A 24,128-nucleotide genomic window follows, 5' to 3' on the forward strand; every position below is an offset into this window, starting at 1 on the left:
AATAATCAAGTAGTTTCTAATACCGGTTTGAAAGCGGGAACTTATACCCTAACGGCTACGGCAGCTGGTGGTAACGCAGAACAAACTTGTACGGCTACGACTACTGTAGTTATTTCTCAACCAACATCCGCTTTAAGCGCAACAGCAACAATTGTTAACAACAACAACTGTGTAGGATGCAGTAATGGTTCTATAAATCTCACTGTACAAGGTGGTACTGCACCATATTCTTTCACTTGGTCTAATGGAGCAATTACAGAGGATATTTCTGGTTTACCTAAAGGCCAATATAATGTAACAATAAGTGATAAAAATAGCTGTAGCGTTACATACACTTATTATATAACTGAATCAGGAATTGAACTTCTTAAAGATGCAGTTTATGTAGATAGTAATAATGATGGAAAAACAAATATAGGAGACAATATTGTTTATAATTTTGTTGTAAAAAACACAGGAAATGTTACTTTAACAAATGTTAGTATTACTGACAATAAAGCAACTGTTACAGGAGGACCAATAGCTACACTTGAAGCTGGTGCATCTGACAGCACTACATTTACTGCTACTCATGCAATCACTCAGGATGATATCAATAGAGGGGTGTTTTACAATTTAGCATTAGCTAATGCTAAAGATTCTGAAAACATTAATGTTAACGATACTTCTTCAGATCCTACTCCTTGTACAATTTGTCCTAAAGATCCTGAATGTACTGACTGTACTATTACGGTTTTACCTCAGACTCCAGAATTAACTGTTGACAAAACAGCAGTAGTTAATACACGTGATACAACCAGCGATGTTTATACTTTTGTTGGAGATGTTATTAACTACACCATAACGGTAACCAACACAGGTAATGTTAGTATTTACAATGTTCTAGTAAAAGATCCTCTAACCGGTTTAGATACAACTAATGAACCTTTTGTTTTAAACCCAGGAGAATCCAAAGAATTTACTCAAAGTCATACAATAACCCTGGCTGATTTGCAAGTAGATAGCATTACTAATATCGCTACCGCAAATGGTGTTACACTAGGCAACACTCCTGTTGAAGGTGAAGATAGTGTAATTGTTGAAAAAGCAGGAGTATTAGGCTGTGGAACTATCCTTGTTCACAATGCATTTACACCAAATAATGATAATATTAATGAAGTATTCAAAATCGACAACATTGATGACACACTTTGTTATCCTGAAAACTCAGTTGAAATTTACAACAGATGGGGAATATTAGTTTACGAAACTAAAGGATACAATAACGAAGATAAAGCCTTCAAAGGTTTTTCTGAAGGAAGGGTTACTGTAGATAAATCTGCAGGATTACCGGACGGTACTTATTTCTATATTCTAAACTATACCTCTGTAGGATTACAAGGTGAAATTACAGCTAAAAAACAACAAGGATATTTATACCTAACTAGATAAGAACTCAAATCTAATTACCAGAGGTTTATTTAAACCTCTGGTTATAAAAACCAAGTCAGATGAAAACAAAAATACTACTAATCGGTTTGATGTTTGTAACATTGGTAAATTACGCACAACAGGATTCGCAATTTACTCAATACATGTACAACACTATAAATGTAAATCCCGCTTATGCCGGTTCCAGAGGTGCAATGAGTATCTTTGCCTTGCATCGTACGCAATGGGTAGGATTAGACGGAGCTCCAACTACTAATACTGTTTCCATTAACACACCTTTCAATAACAGCAGGTTAGGTTTAGGTGTTTCATTAGTTAATGATAAAATAGGACCAACACACGAAAACACTTTTTCAACAGATTTGTCCTACACCATTCCTACATCAGAAACCATGAAACTTTCATTTGGTGTTAAAGCATCTCTGAACATGTTTGATTTAGATCCAAGCAGACTAAATCCTGATCAACAAGACCCTAAACTTTATGGTTATAATAATGAAATTTCGCCAAATATTGGAGCAGGTATTTATCTACATTCGGACAAAGCTTATGTAGGTCTTTCTATTCCTAATTTCATTCAGTCTAACCGATACGATGATAACGATGTAAAAGTTTATAAAGAAAAAATAAGTTATTATTTAATTGCCGGTTATGTGATGGATTTGAATTACAATCTTAAATTCAAGCCAGCTTTGCTAACCAAAATGGTTCAGGGAGCTCCTTTACAAGTGGATGTTTCTGGTAACTTTATGTTTTTTGACAAATTAACTGCCGGTATTGCTTACAGATGGAGCGCTTCGGTAAGTGCAATGGTAGGTTTTCAGGTATCTGACGCCTTATACATTGGATATGGATATGATTTAGAAACTACGAAATTGGATAATTACAATTCTGGTTCTCATGAGGTTTTCTTGAGATATGAAATATTCAAGAAAAATAATAAAATTACAACTCCAAGATTCTTCTAAATACTACTATCATGAAAAAAAATATACTCCTTTGCATAGCTGCGGTAAGTGTTTTTTCATTTAACATTTATTCCCAAAAAACCAAGTTGGCTAACGCCGATAAAAAGTATGACAACTATGCCTACATAGATGCCATTAAAACCTACGAAAAAGTCGCCGAAAAAGGATATAAATCAGCTCCTATGTTTGAAAAAATAGGAAATGCTTATTATTTCAATGGCGAGTTAGAAAAAGCTGTAAAATGGTATGCCGAACTTTTTGCCATGCCGGATACTACCATTGAAGCTCCTTATTACTATCGTTATGCACAATCGCTTCGCGCTATTGGTGATAACGATAAAGCGGATCAAATATTAAAAGAATTTGAAAAGATTTCTGCTAATGACAGCAGAGCAAAACTTTTCAAAGCCAACACCAATTATTTGGATGAAATTAAAGCCAATTCAGGGAGGTACAAAATAGAAAATGCGGCCATAAATTCACAATATTCTGATTATGGTTCCAGCTTTTATAACAACAAAATTGTTTTTACCTCTGCCAGAGATACCGGAAGCTTGGGACAAAGAAAACACACCTGGACCGATCAACACTTTACCAATTTATACAGTGCTGATTTAGGTGAAGATATGAGTCCTTCAAATCCTGTAAAATTCAACAGAGATTTAAAATCTAAATTCAATGAAGCTACTCCTGTTTTTACCAAAGACGGCAAAACGGTTTACTTTACCAGAAACAATTACCTAAAAGGGAAAAAAGGTAAAAATGAAAACGGAATTACCTTAGTAAAACTTTACAAAGCAACATTAGAAGGAGAAAATTGGACTAACATTCAACCACTTTCTTTTACAAGTGATAGTTTTAGTACCGCACATCCAACCTTAAGTCCGGACGAAAAAACCTTGTATTTTGCTTCTGATATGCCTGGCACATTAGGACTATCCGATATTTTTAAAGTACAAATTAACGAAGACGGCTCTTTTGGAACACCGGTAAATCTTGGCCCAACAATCAATACAGAAGGTCGTGAAACTTTTCCATTCGTAAGTCAGGAAAACGAACTTTACTTTGCCTCTGACGGGCATCCGGGTGTAGGTGGCTTAGATATTTTTATGTCTAAAATTAATGATGATGGTTCATTAAACAGAGTACAAAATATCGGAATGGATGCCAATTCTCCTAAAGATGATTTTGCTTATATCATAGATACTAAATCCAGAAAAGGATTTTTGTCATCAAACAGAGACGGAGGACAAGGTTATGATGACATTTATCAATTTTTAGAAACCAGAAAACTCATTTGCGAGCAAGAATTGTACGGAGAAATCACCGACTCAGAATCTAAAATCCCCCTTCCTAATGCCAAAGTTACTTTATTTGACAAAAGGATGAAAGTTTTAAAAACAGTTAATGCTGACGACAAAGGTACTTACAGTTTTATGGTTGAATGTAGTAATATGTACACCGTAAGAGCTGAAAAAGAAGATTACAACACTAATGAAAAACAAGTAAGCATTCCTTATGAAAATGGAAAAACATATTTACCTATTGCTTTAGAAAAAGACCAATGTAAAGTAACTATAGGGGATGATTTAGGAAAATGTTTTGGTATTAGAAACATTTATTTTGACTTAGATAAATCTAATATTCGAACTGAAGCAGCTTTGGATTTAGAAAAAATATTAGATGTTTTAAACCAATATCCTAACATGAAATTGGATATTCGCTCTCATACTGATAGCCGTGCTTCTTTTAAATACAATGAAGCTTTATCCGATAGAAGAGCTAAATCTACAATTGCCTGGTTAATTAAAAACGGCGTAAGTCCGGATCGTTTAACCGGAAAAGGTTATGGCGAAACCCAATTAGTAAACAGATGTTCAGATGGCGTTAAATGTACTGAAGAAGAACACCAAATGAACAGAAGAAGTGAATTTATAATTACAGCGCTTTAACAGAATACTTTATTACCTAACCTCGGAAAATGTTTCCGAGGTTTTTTTATCTCCAAAATTTAAACAAGTACCAACTTATAAAGTTGGAAAAACAACAATTCCATTAGTAAATATAAAACTACAAAAACTCCTTTTGGAAGTACAATTGAGCCTAAAAATCAAAAAAAGACATTGATTTTGTGTAACATATACTTTTTTCTATTAAATTTAGCGACCGTTTATCGATAATTATTATCAATACGGAAATTTTAAAACAAAAAAAATTACATCTAAATAAAATAGTATGGTTAAATTTTATAAAAATGTAATATGAAAGTAGCCCCAATCTTCTTTTTCATGTTAGCAGCTTTATTCAATAAAGCAAATGCTCAAAATCCAAAAGTTTACATCACTGACAAAATAAGTGATAGTTATGCTTATGTAAATGTGACCAAGACCTACGAACGTGTTGCCGAAAAAGGATACAAATCGATTGATTTATTCCAAAAACTGGGAAATGCCTTTTATGCCGACAGAAACATGGAAAAAGCCGCCCGATGGTATGGAGAATTATTTGCAATGACAGCCGATTTAGATGCTTTATACTACAACCAATATGCGAACTCTCTTTATGCGATTGGAGAAAATGAAAAAGCAAATTCCATTTTGGAAAAATTAAGTCAAAAGACAAGTCCAACCAGAAACAAATAGTTTTAACTAAAAACTACTTCTCTTTTAAAAAACACAAACCAAAATAAATTAACCAAACTTAAAAAGGCTATTTCTACTTTTGAAATAGCCTTTTTAAATTAAGTTAGTCACCATTACATTTCTTTCAACTAAAAGAATAAAAAAGTCTGTAACTTGGGGAAATTACAGACTTTCTTTTTTAATACTTAAGAAGGATAGATTTGGGGCTTATCTTTCTTTTGCATTTTCAAACCAAAAAAACTAATCAATTTTTGCAAAAATATTAGTATAATACAGTTTTCCTGTTGCTGCATCTTTTCTAATAGAAATACCAAAATGAGTATAATTACCTTCAATATTTGCTTTATGAGCAGGACTATTTAACCAAGCGTTTACAGCAGATTGAGGACTGCTAAAGTTATAAGCGATATTTTCTCCTACCGTTTTAGCACCTAATACTTTCATAATGTTATTAGCACGATCAACAAAACCATCATGGCTTGGGGCTTTTTGATCTATCATATAATAATCGTGCTCTTCAGATTTATAAGAAATGTGATTGATTTTTTCTAAAGGATTCAAACCAATACTAATTCTGTAATCATTAATCAATTTCAACGTTTCTAACTCATTATCAGCGTAAGTGTAATTTTCAACAATTACAGAACTTGTTGAATCAGCAGTTTCTTCTGTTGTATCTGAAGAACAAGAATTCATTGTAAATATCACTGTCAATAGTAACATTAACTTGAGTAAATTTACTTTCATAAGCTAGTAGTTTAAGTTTAAAGTAGATGTGGGGCAAACACTTTAAATAAGTTAGTTTTTGTTTTATTTCTTACTCAAACATACAACATTTTATCGTTAAACTACAAAAAAAATCGATGAAATACACTTTTTTTAATTAATGCAATTATTTTTCCTACATTACGGTGCTAATCTTTCGATTTTCCAGGAATAATCATTTTGAACAGAATATCGAATTCGATCATGCAAACGATTAGCTCTTCCCTGCCAAAATTCAACTACCACAGGACGAACTAAATAGCCTCCCCAATGTTTTGGTCTTAGAATTTCTTTTTTATCATAAGCCGCTTCTAATTCCTTTAAATTATGCTCTAAAAATTCACGGGAAGGAATCACCTCACTCTGATTAGAAACAATTGCCCCCAGTTTACTCCCATCCGGTCGGGAATCAAAATAATTATCCGAAACCATATCTGAAGTCTTTTCGGTTATTCCTTTTATGATTACCTGACGCTCGGCAGTGTGCCAAAAAAAAGACAAACAAACATTTGGATTTTGTTCGATTGCCTTTCCTTTTTCCGAATTGTAATTGGTATAAAAAACAAAACCTTCTTCGGTGTATTTTTTCAGAAGCACTACCCTCGCCTTTGGAAATCCGTCCAGTCCAAAAGTAGAAACAGTCATCGCGTTTACTTCATTATCGCCTCCTAAGTCTTCCACTTCATGAAACCAACGATGAAAAAGATTAATCGGGTCTTCCGGAATATTCGATTCTAATAATTCACTTTTTTCATAAGATCTTCTGTAATTACTTAAATCTTCCATAATACTTTATTTTATACTATTTAATGCTAATTTATAAATCAAATGTTAGTTCGTCATCGGCTAACAAAACATTCGAAAAAACGGTTTCTGCTTCTTGCTTAAACAAATCAATCGAATCATAACGCGTGGAATAATGCCCTAAAATAAGCTGTTTCACTTGAGCTTTTTGAGCAATTGTAGCGGCTTCAATGGCAGTGGAATGCATGGTTTTGGACGCTAAATTTTCTTCCGATTGCAAAAACGTTGCTTCGTGATACAAAACATCAGCATTCTCAATTATAGGAAGCATTGTTTCGTTATAACTCGTATCCGAACAAAAAGCATAACTCTTTGGCTTTTCAGGATCAAAAGTCAATTCTTCGTTTGGAATAAGCGTTCCGTCTTCTAAATAAATATCTTTTCCGTTTTTGATATTTTGATAATAACAGCGTTCAATTTCATATTCCTGTACGGCGGCAATATTTAATTTTCGTTCTTCTACTTTTTCCTGAAACAAAAAACCATTGGTATAAACGCGGTGTTTTAAAGGAATTGTTTTTACCAATACCTTATCATCTTCATAAATAACTTCTGATTCTTTATTTTCTAATTCATGAAAATGCAATCCGAAATTAGGCCAGGAATTAGACAAACGCAATTGGAGTTTGATGATTTCTTTGATTCCTTTTGGACCATAAATATGTAAATCATTATTCCGATTTAACAATGAAAAAGTAGAAATCAAACCTATTAAACCAAAAAAATGATCTCCATGTAAATGAGAAATGAAAATCTGGTTTATTTTAGAAAATTTGATTTTGTTTTTGCGAAGTTGTACCTGAGTACCTTCACCACAATCAATAAGGAAAAGACGGTTTTTAATTTCTAATACCTGCGAAGTAGGATTGGTAAGTGTACGGGGAGTTGCGGCATAACAGCCCAGAATAGTTAATTTCAAAGTTTATTGAGTTAACGGGTTATTTGCTTAATCGTTACCTGGAACATCATTCGATTAAACCCTAAACGAATAAACAATTAAACTATTTAAAAGCCTAAATCTCTTTCAATTTCTTCCATCTCAATGATGTCATGCGCTTCTAACAAAGAGGGAACAACAGTAAATTTTTCAGGCAATGCATTGTAATCAAAATCAGAAACCACTACCACAAATGATTTTTTGGCTTTTTTATGTTGTTTAGACAAAGGCAAAAACAATTTTAAATCATCTACTTCCAGTTCATCCCTGTAACCTAACAAGTCAATAATAATGTTATGATTTTCAAAACTTTTATATTGATCGGTAACCTTATTTAAAAAGGAAGTAAAATCACCCTGAGTATCTTTAATTGTAATAGTATGTTCTTTTTGATCTACTTTCATGATGCCTAATTTTAAGATTACAAGAATCTAAAGTTACTAAGATTTTTTTACTTACTGAATTTTTGATGCCAAAAGATAAATCACCGCCATCCTAATGGCTACTCCGTTTTCCACCTGATTCAAAATAACCGATTGTCCGGAATCAGCCACTTCAGAAGTAATTTCAACACCGCGGTTAATAGGTCCCGGGTGCATGATGACAATTTCTTTATTTAAGGATTCTAACAAGGCTTTATCCACACCATATTGTTGTGCATATTCTCTTGTAGAAGGGAAATAATTCACATCCATTCTTTCGTTTTGCACACGCAACATATTGGCCACATCACACCATTCTAAAGCTTTTCTCAAATTAGGCTCTACTTTTACTCCTAAAGATTCAATATGTTTTGGAATCAAAGTTTTTGGACCGCAAACTTTTACTTCGGCGCCCTGCATTTGCAAAGCATAAATATTAGACAGCGCTACTCTGGAATGCAGAATATCACCCACAATAACCACTTTTTTCCCGGCAACATCGCCTAACTTTTCTCTTATAGAATAACTATCTAATAAGGCTTGTGTAGGATGTTCATGCGCACCGTCACCAGCGTTTACAATACTTGCTTTTACATTTTGTGACAGGAAATGAGCCGCACCCGGATTAGAATGGCGCATCACCACCATATCCACTTTCATCGAAAGAATATTATTTACAGTATCAATTAGCGTTTCCCCTTTTTTAACCGAAGATTGAGCTGCCGAAAAACTGATGACATCGGCTGAAAGTCGTTTTTGAGCTAATTCAAAAGAAAGTTTGGTTCGGGTACTGTTTTCAAAAAATATGTTAGCAATAGTAATATCGCGTAACGAAGGCACCTTCTTAATCGGACGATTAATGACTTCTTTAAAATGATCTGCAGTTTCAAAAATAAGGTCTATATCATTTTTGTTAATGTATTTGATACCTAATAAATGATTTACGCTTAATTCTTTCATTCTTTATTTTCTGTTTATTTGTTTACTTGTTTAATCATTTATCTTTCCTTTTTACGATTAAACAATTAAACGACTTAACGATTAATCTATTAATTGGTAACTAAATATACCGCATCTTCACCATCATTCTCCTTCCAACTCACCCTTACCTTTTCATCATTAATAGCATCCACCTGTCTTCCGCGATAATCCGGCTGGATAGGCAAATTACGACTAAAACGTCTGTCGATTAATACCAGTAATTCTATTTCTGAGGGGCGACCAAAAGACTGTACCGCCGTTAAAGCCGCACGAATGCTTCTTCCGGTATATAACACATCATCAATAAAAATTACTTTTTTATTCTCTAAAATAAAATTGATATTGGTTTTATTAGCTTCTAAAGGTTTCTCGGTTCTTCTGAAATCATCTCTGAAGAAAGTAATATCCAAATAGCCTAATTTAATCTCGGGAGTTTGATATTCTTTTTCTAAAACTTCTTTCAAACGTTCTGCTAAAAAAGTTCCTCTTGGCTGAATACCAATCAAAACAGTATCTTTAAAATCAAGGTGTTTTTCAATGAGCTGACAAGCCAAACGATGAAGAATGATATTGACTTCCTTGGAATTGAGCAAAACTTTTTGAGTCATAGTAAAGAATTAGGTTGGGTCATGCAAAAATAGCATTTTTTTTAAGCCGTTTTTTAATTCTGTTTAAAAAGCACAAAAAAACCGTCTCAAATTACTTTAAGACGGCTTGTATTATTGTTTGTCAATCAATTACAGATTGTACATTTTCTTTCTTTGTTCCTGAATTTTCTCGTCATCCAAATATTCGTCAAAAGTCATGTAACGGTCAATCACTCCGTTTGGAGTCAGCTCCACTACCCTGTTACCTACCGTTTGTGCAAACTCGTGGTCATGAGTCGTAAAAATTACCGAACCTTTGAAGTTTTTCAAGGAATTATTGAAAGCCGTAATCGACTCCAAATCCAAGTGGTTTGTTGGTTCGTCTAACATCAAAACATTGGCACGCTCCATCATCATTCTCGAAATCATACAACGCACTTTTTCCCCTCCTGATAACACATTACTGGTTTTTAAAGCCTCTTCTCCGGAGAAGATCATTTTTCCAAGGAATCCTCTAATGAAAACTTCATCACGCTCTTCTTCAGTTTTGGCATATTGACGTAACCAATCCACTAAAGTCAATTGATTTTTAAAGAATTCATGGTTTTCAGCAGGCAAATAAGCCTGATTAGTAGTAATTCCCCAATCGTAAGTTCCGGAATCCGCTTTTTGATTAGCGTTCAAAATTTCATAAAAAGCCGTTGTAGCGCGGGAATCTTTAGAGAACAACACAATTTTATCTCCTTTTGCCATATTCAAATCGACATCTTTGAATAAAAGTTCACCGTCTATCGAAGCGCTTAAATTTTGCACATTCAAAATCTGATCTCCGGCTTCACGCTCCTGATCAAAAATAATCGCAGGATAACGACGGCTGGATGGTTTGATTTCGGCAATATTCAACTTCGAAATCATCTTTTTACGGGAAGTAGCCTGTTTAGACTTCGCCACATTCGCAGAAAAACGACGAATAAACTCCTCCAATTCCTGTTTCTTCTCCTCTGCTTTCTTATTTTGTTGCGCTCTTTGTTTAGCGGCTAACTGACTGGATTCGTACCAAAACGTATAGTTTCCGGAATAATGGTTGATTTTTCCAAAATCGATATCCGAGATATGTGTACAAACCGCATCCAAAAAGTGACGGTCGTGAGATACTACAATTACTGTATTTTCATAATTAGCTAAGAAATTCTCTAACCAGGCGATTGTTTCAAAATCCAGGTCATTCGTAGGCTCATCCATAATCAACACATCAGGATTTCCGAAAAGTGCTTGTGCCAAAAGCACACGTACTTTCATCTTTCCTTCCATATCCGACATCAAAGTATAATGAAATTCTTCACCAATTCCTAAGTTAGACAACATCGCAGCGGCATCCGAATCGGCATTCCAACCGTTCATTTCTTCAAATTGCACCTGCAATTCTCCAATTCTGTCCGCATTGGCATCATTGTAATCCAAATACAATTCGTCCATTTCTTTCTTAACAGCATACAGGACTTTATTTCCCATAATTACCGTTTCCAGTACAGTATGCTCATCAAACATATTGTGGTTTTGGTTTAAAACCGACATACGCTTGCCCGGTTCTAACTGAACGTGACCTGAAGTTGGATCCAGTTCGCCTGAAATTATTTTAAGAAAAGTAGATTTTCCGGCACCGTTAGCCCCAATAACTCCATAAATATTACCGTGTGTGAAGGTAGTATTTACTTCGTCAAACAAAATGCGCTTACCAAACTGAACTGATAAATTATTTACTGTTAACATGAATAGCTTTTATAAAATTTGCTGCAAAAGTACAAAAAAATAGCTATTTATCGGAATGGTTTGCAAAGTTAGATTTTATATTTATTTGTAGGAATATTTTAATATATTTGAAAAAAAATTAACTTATTATTTAGTCGATACACACAAAAGGAATGGATTACCCCAATAAGTGAGTAAAAAACTAAGTATATAAACAAGTTTAGTTGTAATTACCAAGACGAACTTAGAAGTAAACATAATACAATGGGAATATTTATAAATCAATTCAAAGAACATATTACTAAATTCTCAACATCACCATTTTTATTCATTGGTTCCGGATTTTCAAGACGTTATTTAGGACTTCCAACCTGGGAACTTTTATTAATGGAAGTTTGTGAAGAATTGAAGTTACCAAAGCCTTATAATTTTTACAAATCAAATGCAGATTCACAACTTCCAAAAATTGCGTCATTAATTGGTAACGAATTCAATGAGATATGGTGGAGCAGCCCAGAGTTCAAATCTAGCCGAAAAGATTTCGAAGCAGTGGCGGAAACTAAATATTCTCCGCTAAAATATGAAGTTGCAAAAAAAATAAACAATAAAACTGCATTGCTCACTAACGATCTTGTAGAAAAGGAGATCAAGTTACTTAAGAAAATTAATATTGATGGAATCATAACAACGAATTGGGATCAATTATTAGAGCAAACATTTCCAGATTTTAATAAATTCATTGGTCAAGAAGAACTTATATTTTCTGAACTGTATTCGATTGGCGAAATTTACAAAATTCACGGTTGCTCATCTAATGCCAATTCCCTAGTGCTCACTGAAGAAGATTATCAAAATTTTGAAGAAAGAAATGAATATTTGGCTGCAAAACTACTTACAATTTTTATAGAGAATCCAATTATATTTATTGGTTATAGTCTTGATGACAAGAACATACAGTCAATCTTAAAATCAATAATTAAATGTTTGACAAAAGATAAAATAGAAAAACTAAAAGACAGATTGATTTTTTGTCAATGGAGTCCAACAGCGACAAAGACAACGATAATTGATAGTACAATTTTAATTTCTGACACCGTAATCCCACTTAAATTAATTACACTGAATGATTTCATTGAAGTCTACACAATACTTGCTAACAACAAACGAAAACTTCCTACGAAAATTCTTAGACAAATGAAGGGTATGGTTTATGACTTTGTAAAATCAAATTCTTCAAAATCTAAAATATACGTAACGGACAATCTAGATGACATTGAAAATATTCATGAAGCTGAATTTGTTTACGGTGTTGGATTGAAAGAGCGTTTTGCGGAAGTTGGAATTAAAGGTATCGAATTAAAAGATGTACTCGCCGATGTAGTAGTTTCTAGAAATTGGGATTCTCAAAAAATCTCCACTCTATGTTTACCATTTTTACTTGGAAAATATATTCCATATTTTAAACATTTAGATTCTGCAGGACTTTTAAATGAAAATGGAAAACTTGACGAGAATATTGATATATCACAGTTTTCACCTGAATTTATAAAAAAAGTAAATGATGTAAAATTAGAAACCTTTTATCCAACAGGAAGCTATGTTAAGAAAAAAGCTGAAATCAATAGAACTTTTACAACTTTCAAGCAATTGGTGGAAACAGGAAATGATTTACATATTTTAATATATACCCCCTTATTAGCTGTCAAAAAGATAAATCTTGATGATATGAAAAGATATCTAGAAGATAATATCCGATTGATTAATGATAGCAAACTAGGAACGCATTTTCGAAAATTAATTTGCTTGTATGATTATTTATTATTTCAAAGTAACTGCAACAAACTCCGATAGCACATATCTACAATCCGTGTCCGTAACAATGAGCAACTTTATCGCATTACTTAATGAGATGCTTCCTTCGTCAGCATGACAAGATTGCAGCACTTAACTAAGTTTTAAAAAATCTCAATAAAACATATTAGCTCAAAAATAATCTGTGAAAGAAAAATATTCGAATATAACATTCAAAATATTGATTTTGATTCCAATTGTATCTATTTTATTTGCTGTAGATTTATTTATACTACCTCAGAAACAAATAAACGATAAAATCACAGAATATAGTGAAATTATTGTGTCTCATCGAGGGAAATTTAGCACTCATACTTCTAAAGAATTACTTGGATATAAATATTACACTCAAAAAGGCTACGAATTTGCTGTAAACAAAACTTTTATTAAAGAAAACGGAATCACTTTAAGTATAAGCTATATTTTTCAAAACATTAGTAATGTAAAAACTATAAATAAAGAATATTCTGAAGAATTGATGTCAGGGTTAAATGGAGCTTGTTTTTATATTGCAATAGGTTTACTAATAACATCAATAATTAGTTTATTTTTACTAAAATTTAGTTCTACTTTATCTGAAAATGGCTTTCAAAATATCATTTTATCAAATGCATTTTTAGCCATAATATTTTTTTATTTATTGTTAATCTATAATTGATTTCAACTTCTTTAGAAGAATAGATTAAAGAAATTCCCCCAGCTCGTGCGCGAATCCTTTCGCGTTCGAACACAATCAAAATCAATAACAAGTTATTCAAAAAAAACTCGTTTATCTAAACTATCAGATAAACGAGTTTTTTTCACATTTGACAACTTTCATAAAGTAGTCAAATGTGAAAAAAATTATTCTGCCAACTTCTTCAAACTCTCATAAATGGCCAGTTCCACATCGGCAGAATTACGTTCATTCAGCAATTTTAGATTTTCCTGAATTAGCGTTTTATTGAGTGCTTTTTTGTTTTCTAAGTTGGCCACTAATTCAACAGCAATGGTGCTTAACTGCTGCGCCATTGGTAAAACTGGTTGAATTAAAGGCGCATTTTTGCTAAAAACAATCAACTCATCATTCATATTAATCCACTGCTTCAAATAATAAATAATCTCACTTTGCGACAGCTCATCTTTATCAATCAGATATCGATTAACTGCTTTATTAAACTCATAAGCATCAGGAGCATCAGCATTACAGGCATCGGCAAATAAGGTTAAAGGCGAAAACATAAAATATTTTTTTCCGCCACCGTTGCGTTTGTACACTTTATAAGGTTCGCAAATTTTGGTAAAATCATTCAGCGCTTTAGTACCCTGATAATTAGCAATATTTCTCAAAATCACTTCTTTATTTCGAATGTGTGTTAAACCAATTTCTTCCAGTCGAAACGAAATTTTTTTCAGCCTTTTGTGCATACTTTCCAAATTTGTCACTGTATCATTCGACCATAATCTTTCGGCAATGGCAGCTGTTCGGGGCCAAATTCTGGAATCTATCGTCAGTGGCGTTACTAGTTCACTCCACATGGTTGCTTCGCCCCCCAGAACTCTTGCTTTTTCTGCTGCGGTAAAATCAACATTTTTCGGCATCGGATCATTCAAATAATGAGAATCTACCGAAAGCATTAAATCGATATAATAACCATTAGACAAAACTGTTTGATAACCGTTTTTCACAGCCTTAACAACAGCCTCACCCGGCTTCATCCCTTCGTTTACGCCCCGCCAGGCATGAATAATCGCTTCTTTAGACATGTCTTGGGTCATAATTTCCTCCCATCCCATTACTTGCTTTCCATGTTTTTTTAACATGGGAACTAATTTCATATTGAAATACGTTTGCAAATCATGATTGGTTTTCAAATGATTTTTCTTTTTAAATTCCTGAATTTTCGGATTAGAATCCCATTCTTTGCCATTATTTTCGTCGCCACCAATGTGAAAATAAGGACTTGGAAACAACGGACAAACTTCATCAAAAATTTCGCTTAACAATTGATAGGTTTTAGGATTAACTGGATCTAGCGTCGGATTATGAATTCCTGATTTTACCGAAACAGAATAAGCGGTTTGATTGTCTGTTTTACTGCCAATTTCCGGGTAAGCCGTTAGTATTGCCGAAGCATGTCCCGGAACGTCAATTTCCGGAACAACCATAATTCCTTTCTCATTGGCATATTGTACCACGTCTTTGATTTCTTCCTGAGTGTAAAAAGAACCATTAGAAGCCAATTCGGTTAATTTAGGATGTTTTTTAATTTCAATGCGCCATCCCTGATCATCAACTAAATGCCAATGAAAAACATTCATTTTCATCGCGGCCATTCCGTCCAAATTTCGTTTAATAACATCTACCGGCTGAAAATGTCTGGCTTCATCAATCATTAAACCACGCCATGCAAACCTGGAATTATCATTAATTTCAACCGAGGGAAAATAAAACTGAGTTCCATTATTATGAAGCAATTGACATAAAGTTTCTATGGCGTGCATAGCTCCTAAATCGGTAGTTGCATTTATAGTAATTTTATTCGTATTAACTGCTAGTTGGTAACTTTCATCCTCCGTTATGCCTACTTTACCTTCACGCAAACAATTGATTTGCAAGTTAGCTTCAGGAAATTCATTGGTTTTAGTGATAAATCCCTGATTGAAAAACAAGCCGGTACGCTGGTCTAAACGCCTTAAAAACTGAGTAGCAGCTTTAAAAACTCTAGGATTAGGATTTCCTGTAATATTGACTTTAAAGTCCTTATTGAGTAGAAAAACAGCATTTGAAATTTCTATTTTTTGAGGCCACGGCATCAGATTTAATTGGTCTTTTTTTATTTGGGCATTGGAAACAAAAACAAATAATAAAAACGCGGGCAGATATCTCATAATATTCTAAATTTTGACAATCGTAATTTAATCAAATCTTATGACTTCTTAAGATCAAAATTCAAAATCTCTCCATTGAATTTTTAAAGAAAGTAAAAACTTACTTTCACAAAACCAAAAACATGTACAAATCTGTCGAAAGTATGTACAATTATAACGTTTCGTCGAAAAAGCGGATTTTCAGGAGTAAAAAGGAAATCCAAGTTTTTGAAATAAAAAAAATTAAAAATACATTTACCTAAAAACTTCATACAATAAATAGCATTTAACTAAAAAAAACATCTTAAAATTTATGAATTCCGAAAATTCAAATACGAAATGGGGACAGTTTATTTCGCTGGTATCCGTGTTTTTCTTCTGGGGATTTGTTGGTTCAGCCAATGACATTTTAATCCCGGTTTTCAAAAAGGTATTTACCTTATCACAGGTGCAATCGCAATTAGTCGCCTGGGCATTTTATGCCGCCTATTTTGTGGGTTCGATTATCTTCTTTTTAATCTCATTAAAATCCGATGTTTTACAAAAATTTGGATACAAAAAAACATTAGCTGCCGGATTAACACTCTCAGCGTTTGGTTCCTTTTTATTTGTTCCTGCTGCCACAATGGAAAGTTTTACATTTTTCCTGACCGCCCTATTTACGGTTGGCCTGGGTTTTTCTATCCAGCAAATCGTAGCCAATCCGTTAGCGATTAAAATGGGAAGTCCCGCCACAGGAGCACACAGATTAACTCTGGCTGGTGGTGTCAATTCATTCGGAACTACCATTGGAGCTATTTTATTGGGAATCGCATTATTCGGAATGGGAAATAACAAAAAAACAGCCCTTTCATTGGAAGACATTAAATTTCCGTTTATCATTTTAGGCTGCGCTTTTATTGCTGTAGCACTTTTTATGCTTTTCTCCAAAATTGAAGATCCTGTAAAACAGGAAGAAGCTAAAATTGAACACGGACACAAAAACTTCAGCATCTTAGATTATCCGCAGTTGTATTTAGGGATGCTGGCGATTTTTATTTATGTAGGAACTGAAGTTACCATCATCAGTAACCTGCCTGCTTTATTGAAAACAAACGAATTTGGAAATATTTTGGAAGAAGCCATCCCTCCTTTTATTGCTTTGTACTGGGGAAGTTTGATGATTGGTCGCTGGAACGGAGGTGTAAACGTATTCGACACTTCCAAAACCACCAATATGTTGCTTAAATTTATAGTTCCTGCGATTGCTTTTGGCGTAATTATTTTTACCAATATTTTTGCCGAACACGAAGTTTCTGCCTTTTATATTTACCCAATCTGGATTTTATTTTTTATTCTGATGAGTTTTATTGGCGGAAAAAATGCAGGAAAAACACTGATGCTCTTTGGGTTTTCAGGTTTAGCAATGATGTTTATCGGATTAGTTTATCCGGATAGGGAAATTGCCAAATTCTTTTTCATTTCCGGCGGATTATTTCTGTCAATCATGTGGCCATCCATTTTTGATTTGGCTATTGCCGGACTGGGAAAAAACACCGGAAAAGCTTCTTCTTTCTTAATTATGATGATTTTAGGCGGCGGGGTAATTCCGTTAATCCAGGGACGAATTTGTGATTTTGATCTCACTAGTCCGGAAGGTATTTTTGGAATTTCCTGGACACATTTCTCATACATTATTCCTCTTTTAGGTTTTGCCTATCTCGCTTTTTACGGTTTTTATTGCCCAAAAATCCTAAGAAAACAAGGAATAACACATATTGAAACCGAAGGTGGCTCTCACTAACACAAACATGTTTCAACCAACAAAGCCGTCATTTTTGACGGCTTTGTTTATTTTAATCACTATCGAATTTAACCGCAATCGTTTCAATAAATTAATTTTTAAAAATATATTTGTTCCAAATTATTAAAAATGAAAAAACAACTACCCCTACTCGCTCTCTTTTTCTTTATCCTCTCCTGCGGCGTCAAGCAAACCCGTAACTTACTCACTTCCGGAAATTATGACGAAGCCATAGATAACGCCATCAATAATTTGCGCAGCAATAAAGACAAAAAAGGCAATCAGGAATATGTTTATTTACTGGAAGAAGCCTTTTACAAAGCTAAAGAAAGAGACTTAAACCAGCTGAATTTATTGGAACAGGACAAAAATCCGGTTAATCTTGAAAGAATATACAATACTTATATTCAGCTAAATAATCGTCAGGAAAAAATCAAACCTTTACTCCCTTTACGATTATTAAAAGAAGGCAAAAATGCCAAATTTTCTTTTGATAATTACAACAAACAAATCGTTGACAGCAAAAATGCTCTTTCGGAATATTTATACGAAAACAGCAAAGCACTTTTAAAATCAACCAATAAATTAGATTTCAGAAAAGCTTATGACGATTTGGAATATCTGAACCAAATTAATCCCAACTATCAAAACACTTTACAACTACAGGAAGAAGCACTAAACAAGGGAAAATACTATGTAAATGTTGTTTTACGCAATCAAACCAACATGCTTATTCCGATGGATTTACAAAACGATTTACTCGATTTTAACACCTACGGAATGAACGACAAATGGACAGTATATCACAGTACTTTGCAAAAACAAATTAAATACGATTACCAAATTATCGTCAATTTTAGAGATATTGTGATTAGTCCGGAACAAATTAAAGAGAAAGAATTTGTAAAAGAAAAACAAATCAAAGACGGACTGAAAGACCTTTTGGACAAAAACGGCAAACCGGTTAAAGACAGTCTAGGAAAAGTAATCAAAGTAGATAATTTAAAAACAATTGTAATCAGAATTCGGGAATTTAACCAATATAAAGCCTGTCAAGTCGCTGCTAACGTGGATTATCTTGATTTTAAAAACAAACAGCTTTTAAAATCTTTTCCCATCGCAAGTGAATCGGTTTTTAAAAATGATTATGCCACGTACAAAGGCGATAAAAGAGCTACGGAAGAAGCTTATTACCCTTATTTTAGCCGAAAATTAATTCCGTTTCCAAGCAACGAACAGATGGTTTTTGACACCGGAGAAGATTTAAAAGCGAAATTAAAAGGAATTTTAACAAAAAACAGATTTTAATTTCAAATCAAAAACCTAACAATCAATATTTTAACCAAAACTCACAAAAGTTAAAATAAATCATAAAAGCTTACTCAGTTAAAAAAATATGTGTACTTTTGCATCAATGAATTACAAGAGTGCACATATTACCTTTTTGTCACGGTTAAACGGACCGATTACTTCGCCCGAAGTACGGATACTATTCTAGTATCTAAAAATCATTCGTTTAATTATTCATTTTTTATCAGTACCAAATTGAAATTAGAACCGTTATCCGTTGGATTAACTTATCCCGAAAACAAAAAATCACACATTTTATATTCCCACATTTTTTCTTGTTGGTTTTATTATGTTAATTTTGCAGTCAATTTCAAAAAAGGTTTAGTATTAAATTATCATTATTTCACATTTTTTAACCCAAAATTCATCTTTTGAAATGAATATCTCTATTGTTATAGCTCAGGAAGAACATTTTAAGTATGCACAAATTATTTGTGATACGATAGAAACTTCTGCCTTATTGAGAGGAACCGGAATAGCAAAAAGAACTCCTGAATATATCCAGAAAAAAATGACTAACAGAGATGCTGTTATCGCTTTGGATAAAAATGGGGATTTTGCAGGTTTCTGCTATATCGAAAGTTGGCAACATGGAAAATTTGTTGCACACTCAGGTTTGATTGTACATCCTGATTTTAGAAATCTTGGTTTAGCTAAAAAAATCAAAAGCTTTGTATTTGATTATTCCTTACAAAAATATCCGGGAGCTAAAGTTTTTGGAATTACCACAGGATTAGCGGTAATGAAAATCAATTCGGAGTTGGGTTATAAACCGGTACCTTTTTCTGAATTAACCAGCGATCCTACATTTTGGTCCGGTTGTAAAACCTGTACTAACTTTGAAATCTTAAAAAGTAAAGATTACAAAATGTGTTTGTGTACCGGAATGCTTTACGATCCGGCCGAAAAACCAAAAGATCCGCCAAAACATCCTTTTAATGTGAGAATTTGGAACCGATTAAAAAAAATCAAACAGGCTCTTTTTTTAGAAAACAAATAAAACGAACAAAAATAAATTATACATAATCAGCTTGAAGTTAAGTTCCTTTAAACCGAACAGCAGATAGCCCATAGATCCAGAAAAATGAAAAAAGTTGTATTAGCTTATAGTGGAGGTTTAGATACCTCATATTGCCTTAAATATTTAAAAAATGAAAAAGGATATGAAGTTCACACCGTATTAATTAATACAGGAGGTTTTGATGAAGAAGAATTAGCAGCAATTGAAAAAAGAGCCTACGAATTAGGAAGTGCTCAACATGCTAATTTGACCATTCTTGACAAATATTACGATAAAGCAATTAAATATTTGATTTATGGTAATGTTTTAAAAAACAACACCTACCCACTATCAGTAAGTGCTGAGCGTGTTTTTCAGGCTATCGAGGCTATCAAATATGCTAAATCGGTTGGTGCAAGTGCTATTGCTCACGGAAGTACCGGCGCCGGAAACGACCAAATTCGTTTTGACTTAATTTTCCAAACTATCGCTCCGGAAATCGAAATTATCACTCCTATCCGTGATTTGAAATTATCAAGACAGGAAGAAGTAGATTACTTAATAAAAAACGGAGTGCACTATTCTTGGGAAAAAGCACAATATTCTATCAACAAAGGTCTTTGGGGAACTTCTGTTGGAGGTAAAGAAACTTTAACTTCTAAAGATCCGCTACCTGGCGAGGCTTACCCTTCTCAATTACAAAAAGAAGGTGAAGAAAAAGTGACTTTGGAATTCAAAAAAGGAGAATTGATTGCTATCAACGGCGTTGCTGACAAACCATCTAACAATATCGTTGCCTTAGAAAAATTAGCGAATGCGTATGCAATCGGTAGAGATATTCACGTAGGTGATACGATTATCGGAATCAAAGGAAGAGTTGGTTTTGAAGCTGCTGCTCCATTAATTATCATCAAAGCACACCATTTATTAGAGAAACACACTCTTGGTAAATGGCAACAATACTGGAAAGAACAACTAGGAAACTGGTACGGAATGTTATTCCACGAAGGACAGTTCTTAGATCCGGTAATGCGTAACATTGAGACTTTCCTTGAAGACACTCAAAAAACAGTGAACGGAAAAGTATTTGTTTCTTTGAAACCTTACCACTTTTCATTAGACGGAATTGAATCAGAAAACGATTTAATGAACACTGGTTTCGGTCAGTATGGTGAAATGAACAATGCCTGGACATCAGAAGATGCTAAAGGATTCATCAAAATTTTAGGTAATGCTCAAAATATTTTCTCTTCAGTAAATAAAGAGTCTTATGAATAAACTTCTTTTCTAAATGGAAAGGAATTTGTAAAAAAGGTGAATCGAATCTATCATTGAATTCAAAACAAACTTGGACTATGAAAAACAAATTGTTATTATTTTTCCCTATTTTCCTATTATTTATGGGATGTGCGAATGATGCAGAAACAACAACAAAAGAAATTTCAAGTGAAGTTTTATTTTTTGAATTTATCCCTGATACAGGTAATAGTTCGTCTCGATTACATTATGAAATAAAATACACAAATCCTAATGATTTTGCTATTCAAGGTTACACAACTGTTACTTTGAATTACAATGGATTAGTACTAACACCAATAAAAAGACTACCTCAGGATCCATATATCAATATTGAGGCAAATTCTAGTTATACAGAAGTTTATAATGTAGAATCGCCACATGATACCCAATCTCTGAGTCCGGAACAAATCCAGTCTTTTTATGTGAAATTTGTATCAACTAAGTTTACTATTGTAAATGAATAGCCAAAACATTAGAAAAAATAAATAAACTATGATTAAAGTTGGAATAATAGGCGGATCGGGATATACAGCAGGAGAATTAATCAGAATCCTGATGTTTCACCCAAATGCCGAACTAGATTTTGTTTACAGTACTACTAATGCCGGAAAATCACTTTCTATTGCGCATCAGGATTTAATGGGTGATATTGAAATGAATTTTACCGATGTTGTTAATCCTAATGTAGATGTTGTTTTCTTGTGTTTAGGACACGGAAAATCAATTGCTTTTTTAGAGAATAATAAATTTTCTGATACAGCGAAAATTATCGACTTAGGAAATGATTTCCGTTTGACAAAAGATAAAGAATTCGACGGAAAATCATTTGTTTATGGCTTGCCTGAACTAAACAAAACCGATATTCAATCAGCAAATTATATCGCTAATCCGGGTTGTTTTGCAACAGCTATTCAATTGGCTTTATTACCCTTGGCAGCAGATGGAAAATTAACCGAAGATGTTCACATCAATGCTACAACAGGAAGTACTGGTGCAGGTGTAGGCTTGTCGGCTACTTCTCATTTTAGTTGGAGAAACAACAATTTTTCGCACTATAAAGCTTTTGAACACCAACATTTAGGCGAAATCAACCAAAGCATCAATCAGTTACAAGCTTCTTATTCTGATGAATTGATTTTTATTCCTAACAGAGGGGATTTTCCAAGAGGAATTTTTGCTACATTATATACCAAATCAGAAGAGAGTTTAGAAGATTTAGTGGCTAAATACGAGGCTTTTTATAAAGATCAGCCATTTGTAACGGTTACAACCACAAACATCAACGTGAAACAGGTGGTTCAAACCAACAAATGTATCATCAGTTTAATGAAAAAAGGAAACCGGGTGTTAATAACATCAATTATTGATAATTTATTAAAAGGTGCCTCCGGTCAGGCCGTTCAAAACATGAACTTGATGTTTGGACTGGAAGAAACAACTGGATTACACCTAAAACCTTGTGGATTCTAAAAAAGTTTAATCGGTCAATCGTTAAATCGATTAACCGAATAAACGATTAAACATTTAAACTGTAAAAAAATGAACTTATTTGACGTTTACCCATTATATCCTATCACGCCTGTAAAAGCAGTAGATTGCACTATTTACGACGAAAAAGGAACTGAATATTTAGATTTATACTCTGGTCACGGAGTAATTTCTATTGGTCACACCCAACCGGATTATGTGGCTAAAGTAAAAGAGCAATTGGATAATTTGAGTTTTTACTCGAATGCTATCCAAAATCCGTTACAAGTAGAATTAGCTGAAAAATTAGGAAAAGCTTCCGGCTTAACTGATTTTAGTTTATTCTTGTGTAGTTCTGGCGCTGAAGCCAACGAGAATGCTTTAAAACTAGCCTCTTTTCATACGAATAAATCAAGAGTAATTGCTTTTGATAATTCTTTTCACGGAAGAACATCAGCGGCTGTAGCGGTTACCGACAATAAAAAAATTGTTGCTCCATTAAATGCACAACAAGTAGTTACTTTCCTTCCTTTAAACCAAATCGAATTGGTTGAAGCAGAATTACAAAAAGGAGATGTTTGTGCGGTTATCATCGAACCAATTCAAGGTGTGGGTGGTTTAGATCAGGGAACAACCGAATTTTTCCAAGCGCTTGAAAAAGCTTGTAAAGCAAACGACGTTGTTTTAATTTTAGACGAAGTACAATCCGGTTACGGAAGAAGCGGAAAATTCTTTGCTTTTCAACACCACGGAATCAATCCGGATATTGTAACAACTGCTAAAGGTATGGGAAACGGTTTCCCTATTGGAGGCGTTTTGATTTCTCCTAAATTCCAGGCTAGTTATGGTTTATTAGGAACTACTTTTGGCGGAAGCCACTTAGCTTGTGCTGCCGGAATTGCGGTTTTAGACGTGATGGCTGATAAAAAACTAATTGAAAACACCAATAAAGTTTCTGAATATTTCTTTGAAGCGATTAAAGTAATTCCTGAAATCAAACAGGTAAAAGGAAAAGGACTAATGTTAGGAGTTGAATTTGACTTTGACGTGAGTGCTTTGAGAAAGAAAATGATTATCGAAAAATATATTTTCACAGGAGGTGCTAACAATAAAAACTTATTGAGAATCCTTCCGCCGCTAACGATTACAACTGATGCGATTGACACATTTATCAAAGCATTACAGGAATCCTTAGCTGAATTGAAATAATATTTCGATTAATATATTATAATTTTTAGAATC

General features: G+C 33.6%; 21 protein-coding genes. 13 read left to right on the forward strand and 8 right to left on the reverse strand.

The window, feature by feature from the left end; genetic code table 11:
• From B6A10_RS14990 to B6A10_RS15005, 4 genes are all read left to right on the forward strand, one after another.
• The coding region (locus B6A10_RS14990; RefSeq protein ID WP_188221505.1) for a DUF7507 domain-containing protein at positions 1–1,431 on the forward strand (1,431 nt) is incomplete at its 5' end.
• Between the two features lie 59 nt (positions 1,432–1,490).
• Positions 1,491–2,399, forward strand: a complete 909-nt coding sequence (locus tag B6A10_RS14995; RefSeq protein WP_055090912.1) for a PorP/SprF family type IX secretion system membrane protein — start codon at positions 1,491–1,493, stop codon at positions 2,397–2,399.
• An 11-nt stretch (positions 2,400–2,410) separates the two neighbouring features.
• A complete protein-coding gene (locus B6A10_RS15000; RefSeq protein WP_188221506.1) occupies positions 2,411–4,351 on the forward strand; it encodes an OmpA family protein in 1,941 nt (646 codons plus the stop codon).
• Between the two features lie 309 nt (positions 4,352–4,660).
• Positions 4,661–5,041 carry a tetratricopeptide repeat protein gene (locus B6A10_RS15005; RefSeq protein ID WP_238929424.1) on the forward strand — a complete coding sequence of 127 codons (381 nt, stop codon included), beginning with the start codon at positions 4,661–4,663 and terminating at the stop codon, positions 5,039–5,041.
• A gap of 240 nt (positions 5,042–5,281) precedes the next feature.
• On the opposite strand, the gene B6A10_RS15010 is transcribed toward B6A10_RS15005, so the two are convergent.
• The 7 genes from B6A10_RS15010 to B6A10_RS15040 all read right to left on the reverse strand — a co-directional run bounded on the left by B6A10_RS15010 (position 5,282) and on the right by B6A10_RS15040 (position 11,307).
• Positions 5,282–5,788 carry a CAP domain-containing protein gene (locus B6A10_RS15010; protein ID WP_026713812.1) on the reverse strand — a complete coding sequence of 169 codons (507 nt, stop codon included), beginning with the start codon at positions 5,786–5,788 and terminating at the stop codon, positions 5,282–5,284.
• Positions 5,789–5,947: 159 nt separating this feature from the next.
• Positions 5,948–6,592: a pyridoxamine 5'-phosphate oxidase gene (gene pdxH, locus B6A10_RS15015; protein ID WP_188221507.1), complete on the reverse strand. Its 645-nt coding sequence runs from the start codon at positions 6,590–6,592 to the stop codon at positions 5,948–5,950.
• A 31-nt stretch (positions 6,593–6,623) separates the two neighbouring features.
• Positions 6,624–7,529, reverse strand: coding sequence for a ribonuclease Z (locus tag B6A10_RS15020; RefSeq protein ID WP_188221508.1), 906 nt, complete (start codon positions 7,527–7,529; stop codon positions 6,624–6,626).
• Positions 7,530–7,615: 86 nt separating this feature from the next.
• Positions 7,616–7,951: a hypothetical protein gene (locus B6A10_RS15025; RefSeq protein WP_055090918.1), complete on the reverse strand. Its 336-nt coding sequence runs from the start codon at positions 7,949–7,951 to the stop codon at positions 7,616–7,618.
• Positions 7,952–8,002: 51 nt separating this feature from the next.
• Positions 8,003–8,929: an aspartate carbamoyltransferase catalytic subunit gene (locus B6A10_RS15030; protein WP_026713808.1), complete on the reverse strand. Its 927-nt coding sequence runs from the start codon at positions 8,927–8,929 to the stop codon at positions 8,003–8,005.
• Between the two features lie 89 nt (positions 8,930–9,018).
• Positions 9,019–9,558 carry a bifunctional pyr operon transcriptional regulator/uracil phosphoribosyltransferase PyrR gene (gene pyrR / locus B6A10_RS15035; protein ID WP_026713807.1) on the reverse strand — a complete coding sequence of 180 codons (540 nt, stop codon included), beginning with the start codon at positions 9,556–9,558 and terminating at the stop codon, positions 9,019–9,021.
• Positions 9,559–9,687: 129 nt separating this feature from the next.
• Positions 9,688–11,307 (reverse strand): ABC-F family ATP-binding cassette domain-containing protein, encoded by a 1,620-nt coding sequence (locus B6A10_RS15040; RefSeq protein ID WP_055090919.1) that lies wholly within the window; start codon positions 11,305–11,307, stop codon positions 9,688–9,690.
• Between the two features lie 243 nt (positions 11,308–11,550).
• Here B6A10_RS15040 and B6A10_RS15045 point away from each other — a divergent pair, with 243 nt between their 5' ends.
• Positions 11,551–13,137 carry an SIR2 family protein gene (locus B6A10_RS15045; protein WP_188221509.1) on the forward strand — a complete coding sequence of 529 codons (1,587 nt, stop codon included), beginning with the start codon at positions 11,551–11,553 and terminating at the stop codon, positions 13,135–13,137.
• 187 nt (positions 13,138–13,324) lie between these two features.
• Entirely contained in the window at positions 13,325–13,795 is a 471-nt protein-coding gene (locus B6A10_RS15050; RefSeq protein WP_188221510.1) for a hypothetical protein, read from the forward strand.
• A 185-nt stretch (positions 13,796–13,980) separates the two neighbouring features.
• On the opposite strand, the gene B6A10_RS15055 is transcribed toward B6A10_RS15050, so the two are convergent.
• A complete protein-coding gene (locus B6A10_RS15055) occupies positions 13,981–16,008 on the reverse strand; it encodes a beta-N-acetylhexosaminidase (RefSeq protein WP_188221511.1) in 2,028 nt (675 codons plus the stop codon).
• Positions 16,009–16,300: 292 nt separating this feature from the next.
• Between B6A10_RS15055 and B6A10_RS15060 the strand changes: the two genes are divergently transcribed.
• From B6A10_RS15060 to B6A10_RS15090, 7 genes are all read left to right on the forward strand, one after another.
• Complete coding sequence (locus B6A10_RS15060) at positions 16,301–17,770, forward strand: MFS transporter (protein ID WP_188221512.1); 1,470 nt, start codon at positions 16,301–16,303, stop codon at positions 17,768–17,770.
• A gap of 129 nt (positions 17,771–17,899) precedes the next feature.
• On the forward strand, positions 17,900–19,078 hold the full coding sequence (locus B6A10_RS15065) for a hypothetical protein (RefSeq protein ID WP_188221513.1): 1,179 nt from the start codon (positions 17,900–17,902) through the stop codon (positions 19,076–19,078).
• 418 nt (positions 19,079–19,496) lie between these two features.
• Positions 19,497–20,120: a GNAT family N-acetyltransferase gene (locus B6A10_RS15070; protein WP_026713799.1), complete on the forward strand. Its 624-nt coding sequence runs from the start codon at positions 19,497–19,499 to the stop codon at positions 20,118–20,120.
• Between the two features lie 84 nt (positions 20,121–20,204).
• Positions 20,205–21,398 (forward strand): argininosuccinate synthase, encoded by a 1,194-nt coding sequence (locus tag B6A10_RS15075; protein ID WP_188221514.1) that lies wholly within the window; start codon positions 20,205–20,207, stop codon positions 21,396–21,398.
• Between the two features lie 77 nt (positions 21,399–21,475).
• Positions 21,476–21,883 carry a hypothetical protein gene (locus B6A10_RS15080; RefSeq protein ID WP_188221515.1) on the forward strand — a complete coding sequence of 136 codons (408 nt, stop codon included), beginning with the start codon at positions 21,476–21,478 and terminating at the stop codon, positions 21,881–21,883.
• 28 nt (positions 21,884–21,911) lie between these two features.
• A complete protein-coding gene (argC, locus tag B6A10_RS15085; protein WP_188221516.1) occupies positions 21,912–22,889 on the forward strand; it encodes an N-acetyl-gamma-glutamyl-phosphate reductase in 978 nt (325 codons plus the stop codon).
• A 69-nt stretch (positions 22,890–22,958) separates the two neighbouring features.
• Positions 22,959–24,095 (forward strand): aspartate aminotransferase family protein, encoded by a 1,137-nt coding sequence (locus B6A10_RS15090; protein ID WP_188221517.1) that lies wholly within the window; start codon positions 22,959–22,961, stop codon positions 24,093–24,095.
• The last annotated feature ends 33 nt before the right edge of the window (positions 24,096–24,128 follow it).

This window comes from Flavobacterium pokkalii, assembly GCF_014596575.1.
Classification (GTDB): domain Bacteria; phylum Bacteroidota; class Bacteroidia; order Flavobacteriales; family Flavobacteriaceae; genus Flavobacterium; species Flavobacterium pokkalii.

Excerpts from the sequence above, each read along its gene's own strand:
- B6A10_RS14995 (WP_055090912.1), top strand. The coding sequence starts at position 1,491 with ATGAAAACAAAAATACTACTAATCGGTTTGATGTTTGTAACATTGGTA.
- B6A10_RS15030 (WP_026713808.1), bottom strand. The coding sequence starts at position 8,929 with ATGAAAGAATTAAGCGTAAATCATTTATTAGGTATCAAATACATTAAC.
- argC (WP_188221516.1), top strand. The coding sequence starts at position 21,912 with ATGATTAAAGTTGGAATAATAGGCGGATCGGGATATACAGCAGGAGAA.
- pyrR (WP_026713807.1), bottom strand. The coding sequence starts at position 9,558 with ATGACTCAAAAAGTTTTGCTCAATTCCAAGGAAGTCAATATCATTCTT.
- B6A10_RS15080 (WP_188221515.1), top strand. The coding sequence starts at position 21,476 with ATGAAAAACAAATTGTTATTATTTTTCCCTATTTTCCTATTATTTATG.
- B6A10_RS15045 (WP_188221509.1), top strand. The coding sequence starts at position 11,551 with ATGGGAATATTTATAAATCAATTCAAAGAACATATTACTAAATTCTCA.
- B6A10_RS15005 (WP_238929424.1), top strand. The coding sequence starts at position 4,661 with ATGAAAGTAGCCCCAATCTTCTTTTTCATGTTAGCAGCTTTATTCAAT.
- B6A10_RS15060 (WP_188221512.1), top strand. The coding sequence starts at position 16,301 with ATGAATTCCGAAAATTCAAATACGAAATGGGGACAGTTTATTTCGCTG.
- B6A10_RS15070 (WP_026713799.1), top strand. The coding sequence starts at position 19,497 with ATGAATATCTCTATTGTTATAGCTCAGGAAGAACATTTTAAGTATGCA.
- pdxH (WP_188221507.1), bottom strand. The coding sequence starts at position 6,592 with ATGGAAGATTTAAGTAATTACAGAAGATCTTATGAAAAAAGTGAATTA.
- B6A10_RS15040 (WP_055090919.1), bottom strand. The coding sequence starts at position 11,307 with ATGTTAACAGTAAATAATTTATCAGTTCAGTTTGGTAAGCGCATTTTG.
- B6A10_RS15010 (WP_026713812.1), bottom strand. The coding sequence starts at position 5,788 with ATGAAAGTAAATTTACTCAAGTTAATGTTACTATTGACAGTGATATTT.
- B6A10_RS15000 (WP_188221506.1), top strand. The coding sequence starts at position 2,411 with ATGAAAAAAAATATACTCCTTTGCATAGCTGCGGTAAGTGTTTTTTCA.
- B6A10_RS15025 (WP_055090918.1), bottom strand. The coding sequence starts at position 7,951 with ATGAAAGTAGATCAAAAAGAACATACTATTACAATTAAAGATACTCAG.
- B6A10_RS15055 (WP_188221511.1), bottom strand. The coding sequence starts at position 16,008 with ATGAGATATCTGCCCGCGTTTTTATTATTTGTTTTTGTTTCCAATGCC.
- B6A10_RS15075 (WP_188221514.1), top strand. The coding sequence starts at position 20,205 with ATGAAAAAAGTTGTATTAGCTTATAGTGGAGGTTTAGATACCTCATAT.
- B6A10_RS15090 (WP_188221517.1), top strand. The coding sequence starts at position 22,959 with ATGAACTTATTTGACGTTTACCCATTATATCCTATCACGCCTGTAAAA.
- B6A10_RS15065 (WP_188221513.1), top strand. The coding sequence starts at position 17,900 with ATGAAAAAACAACTACCCCTACTCGCTCTCTTTTTCTTTATCCTCTCC.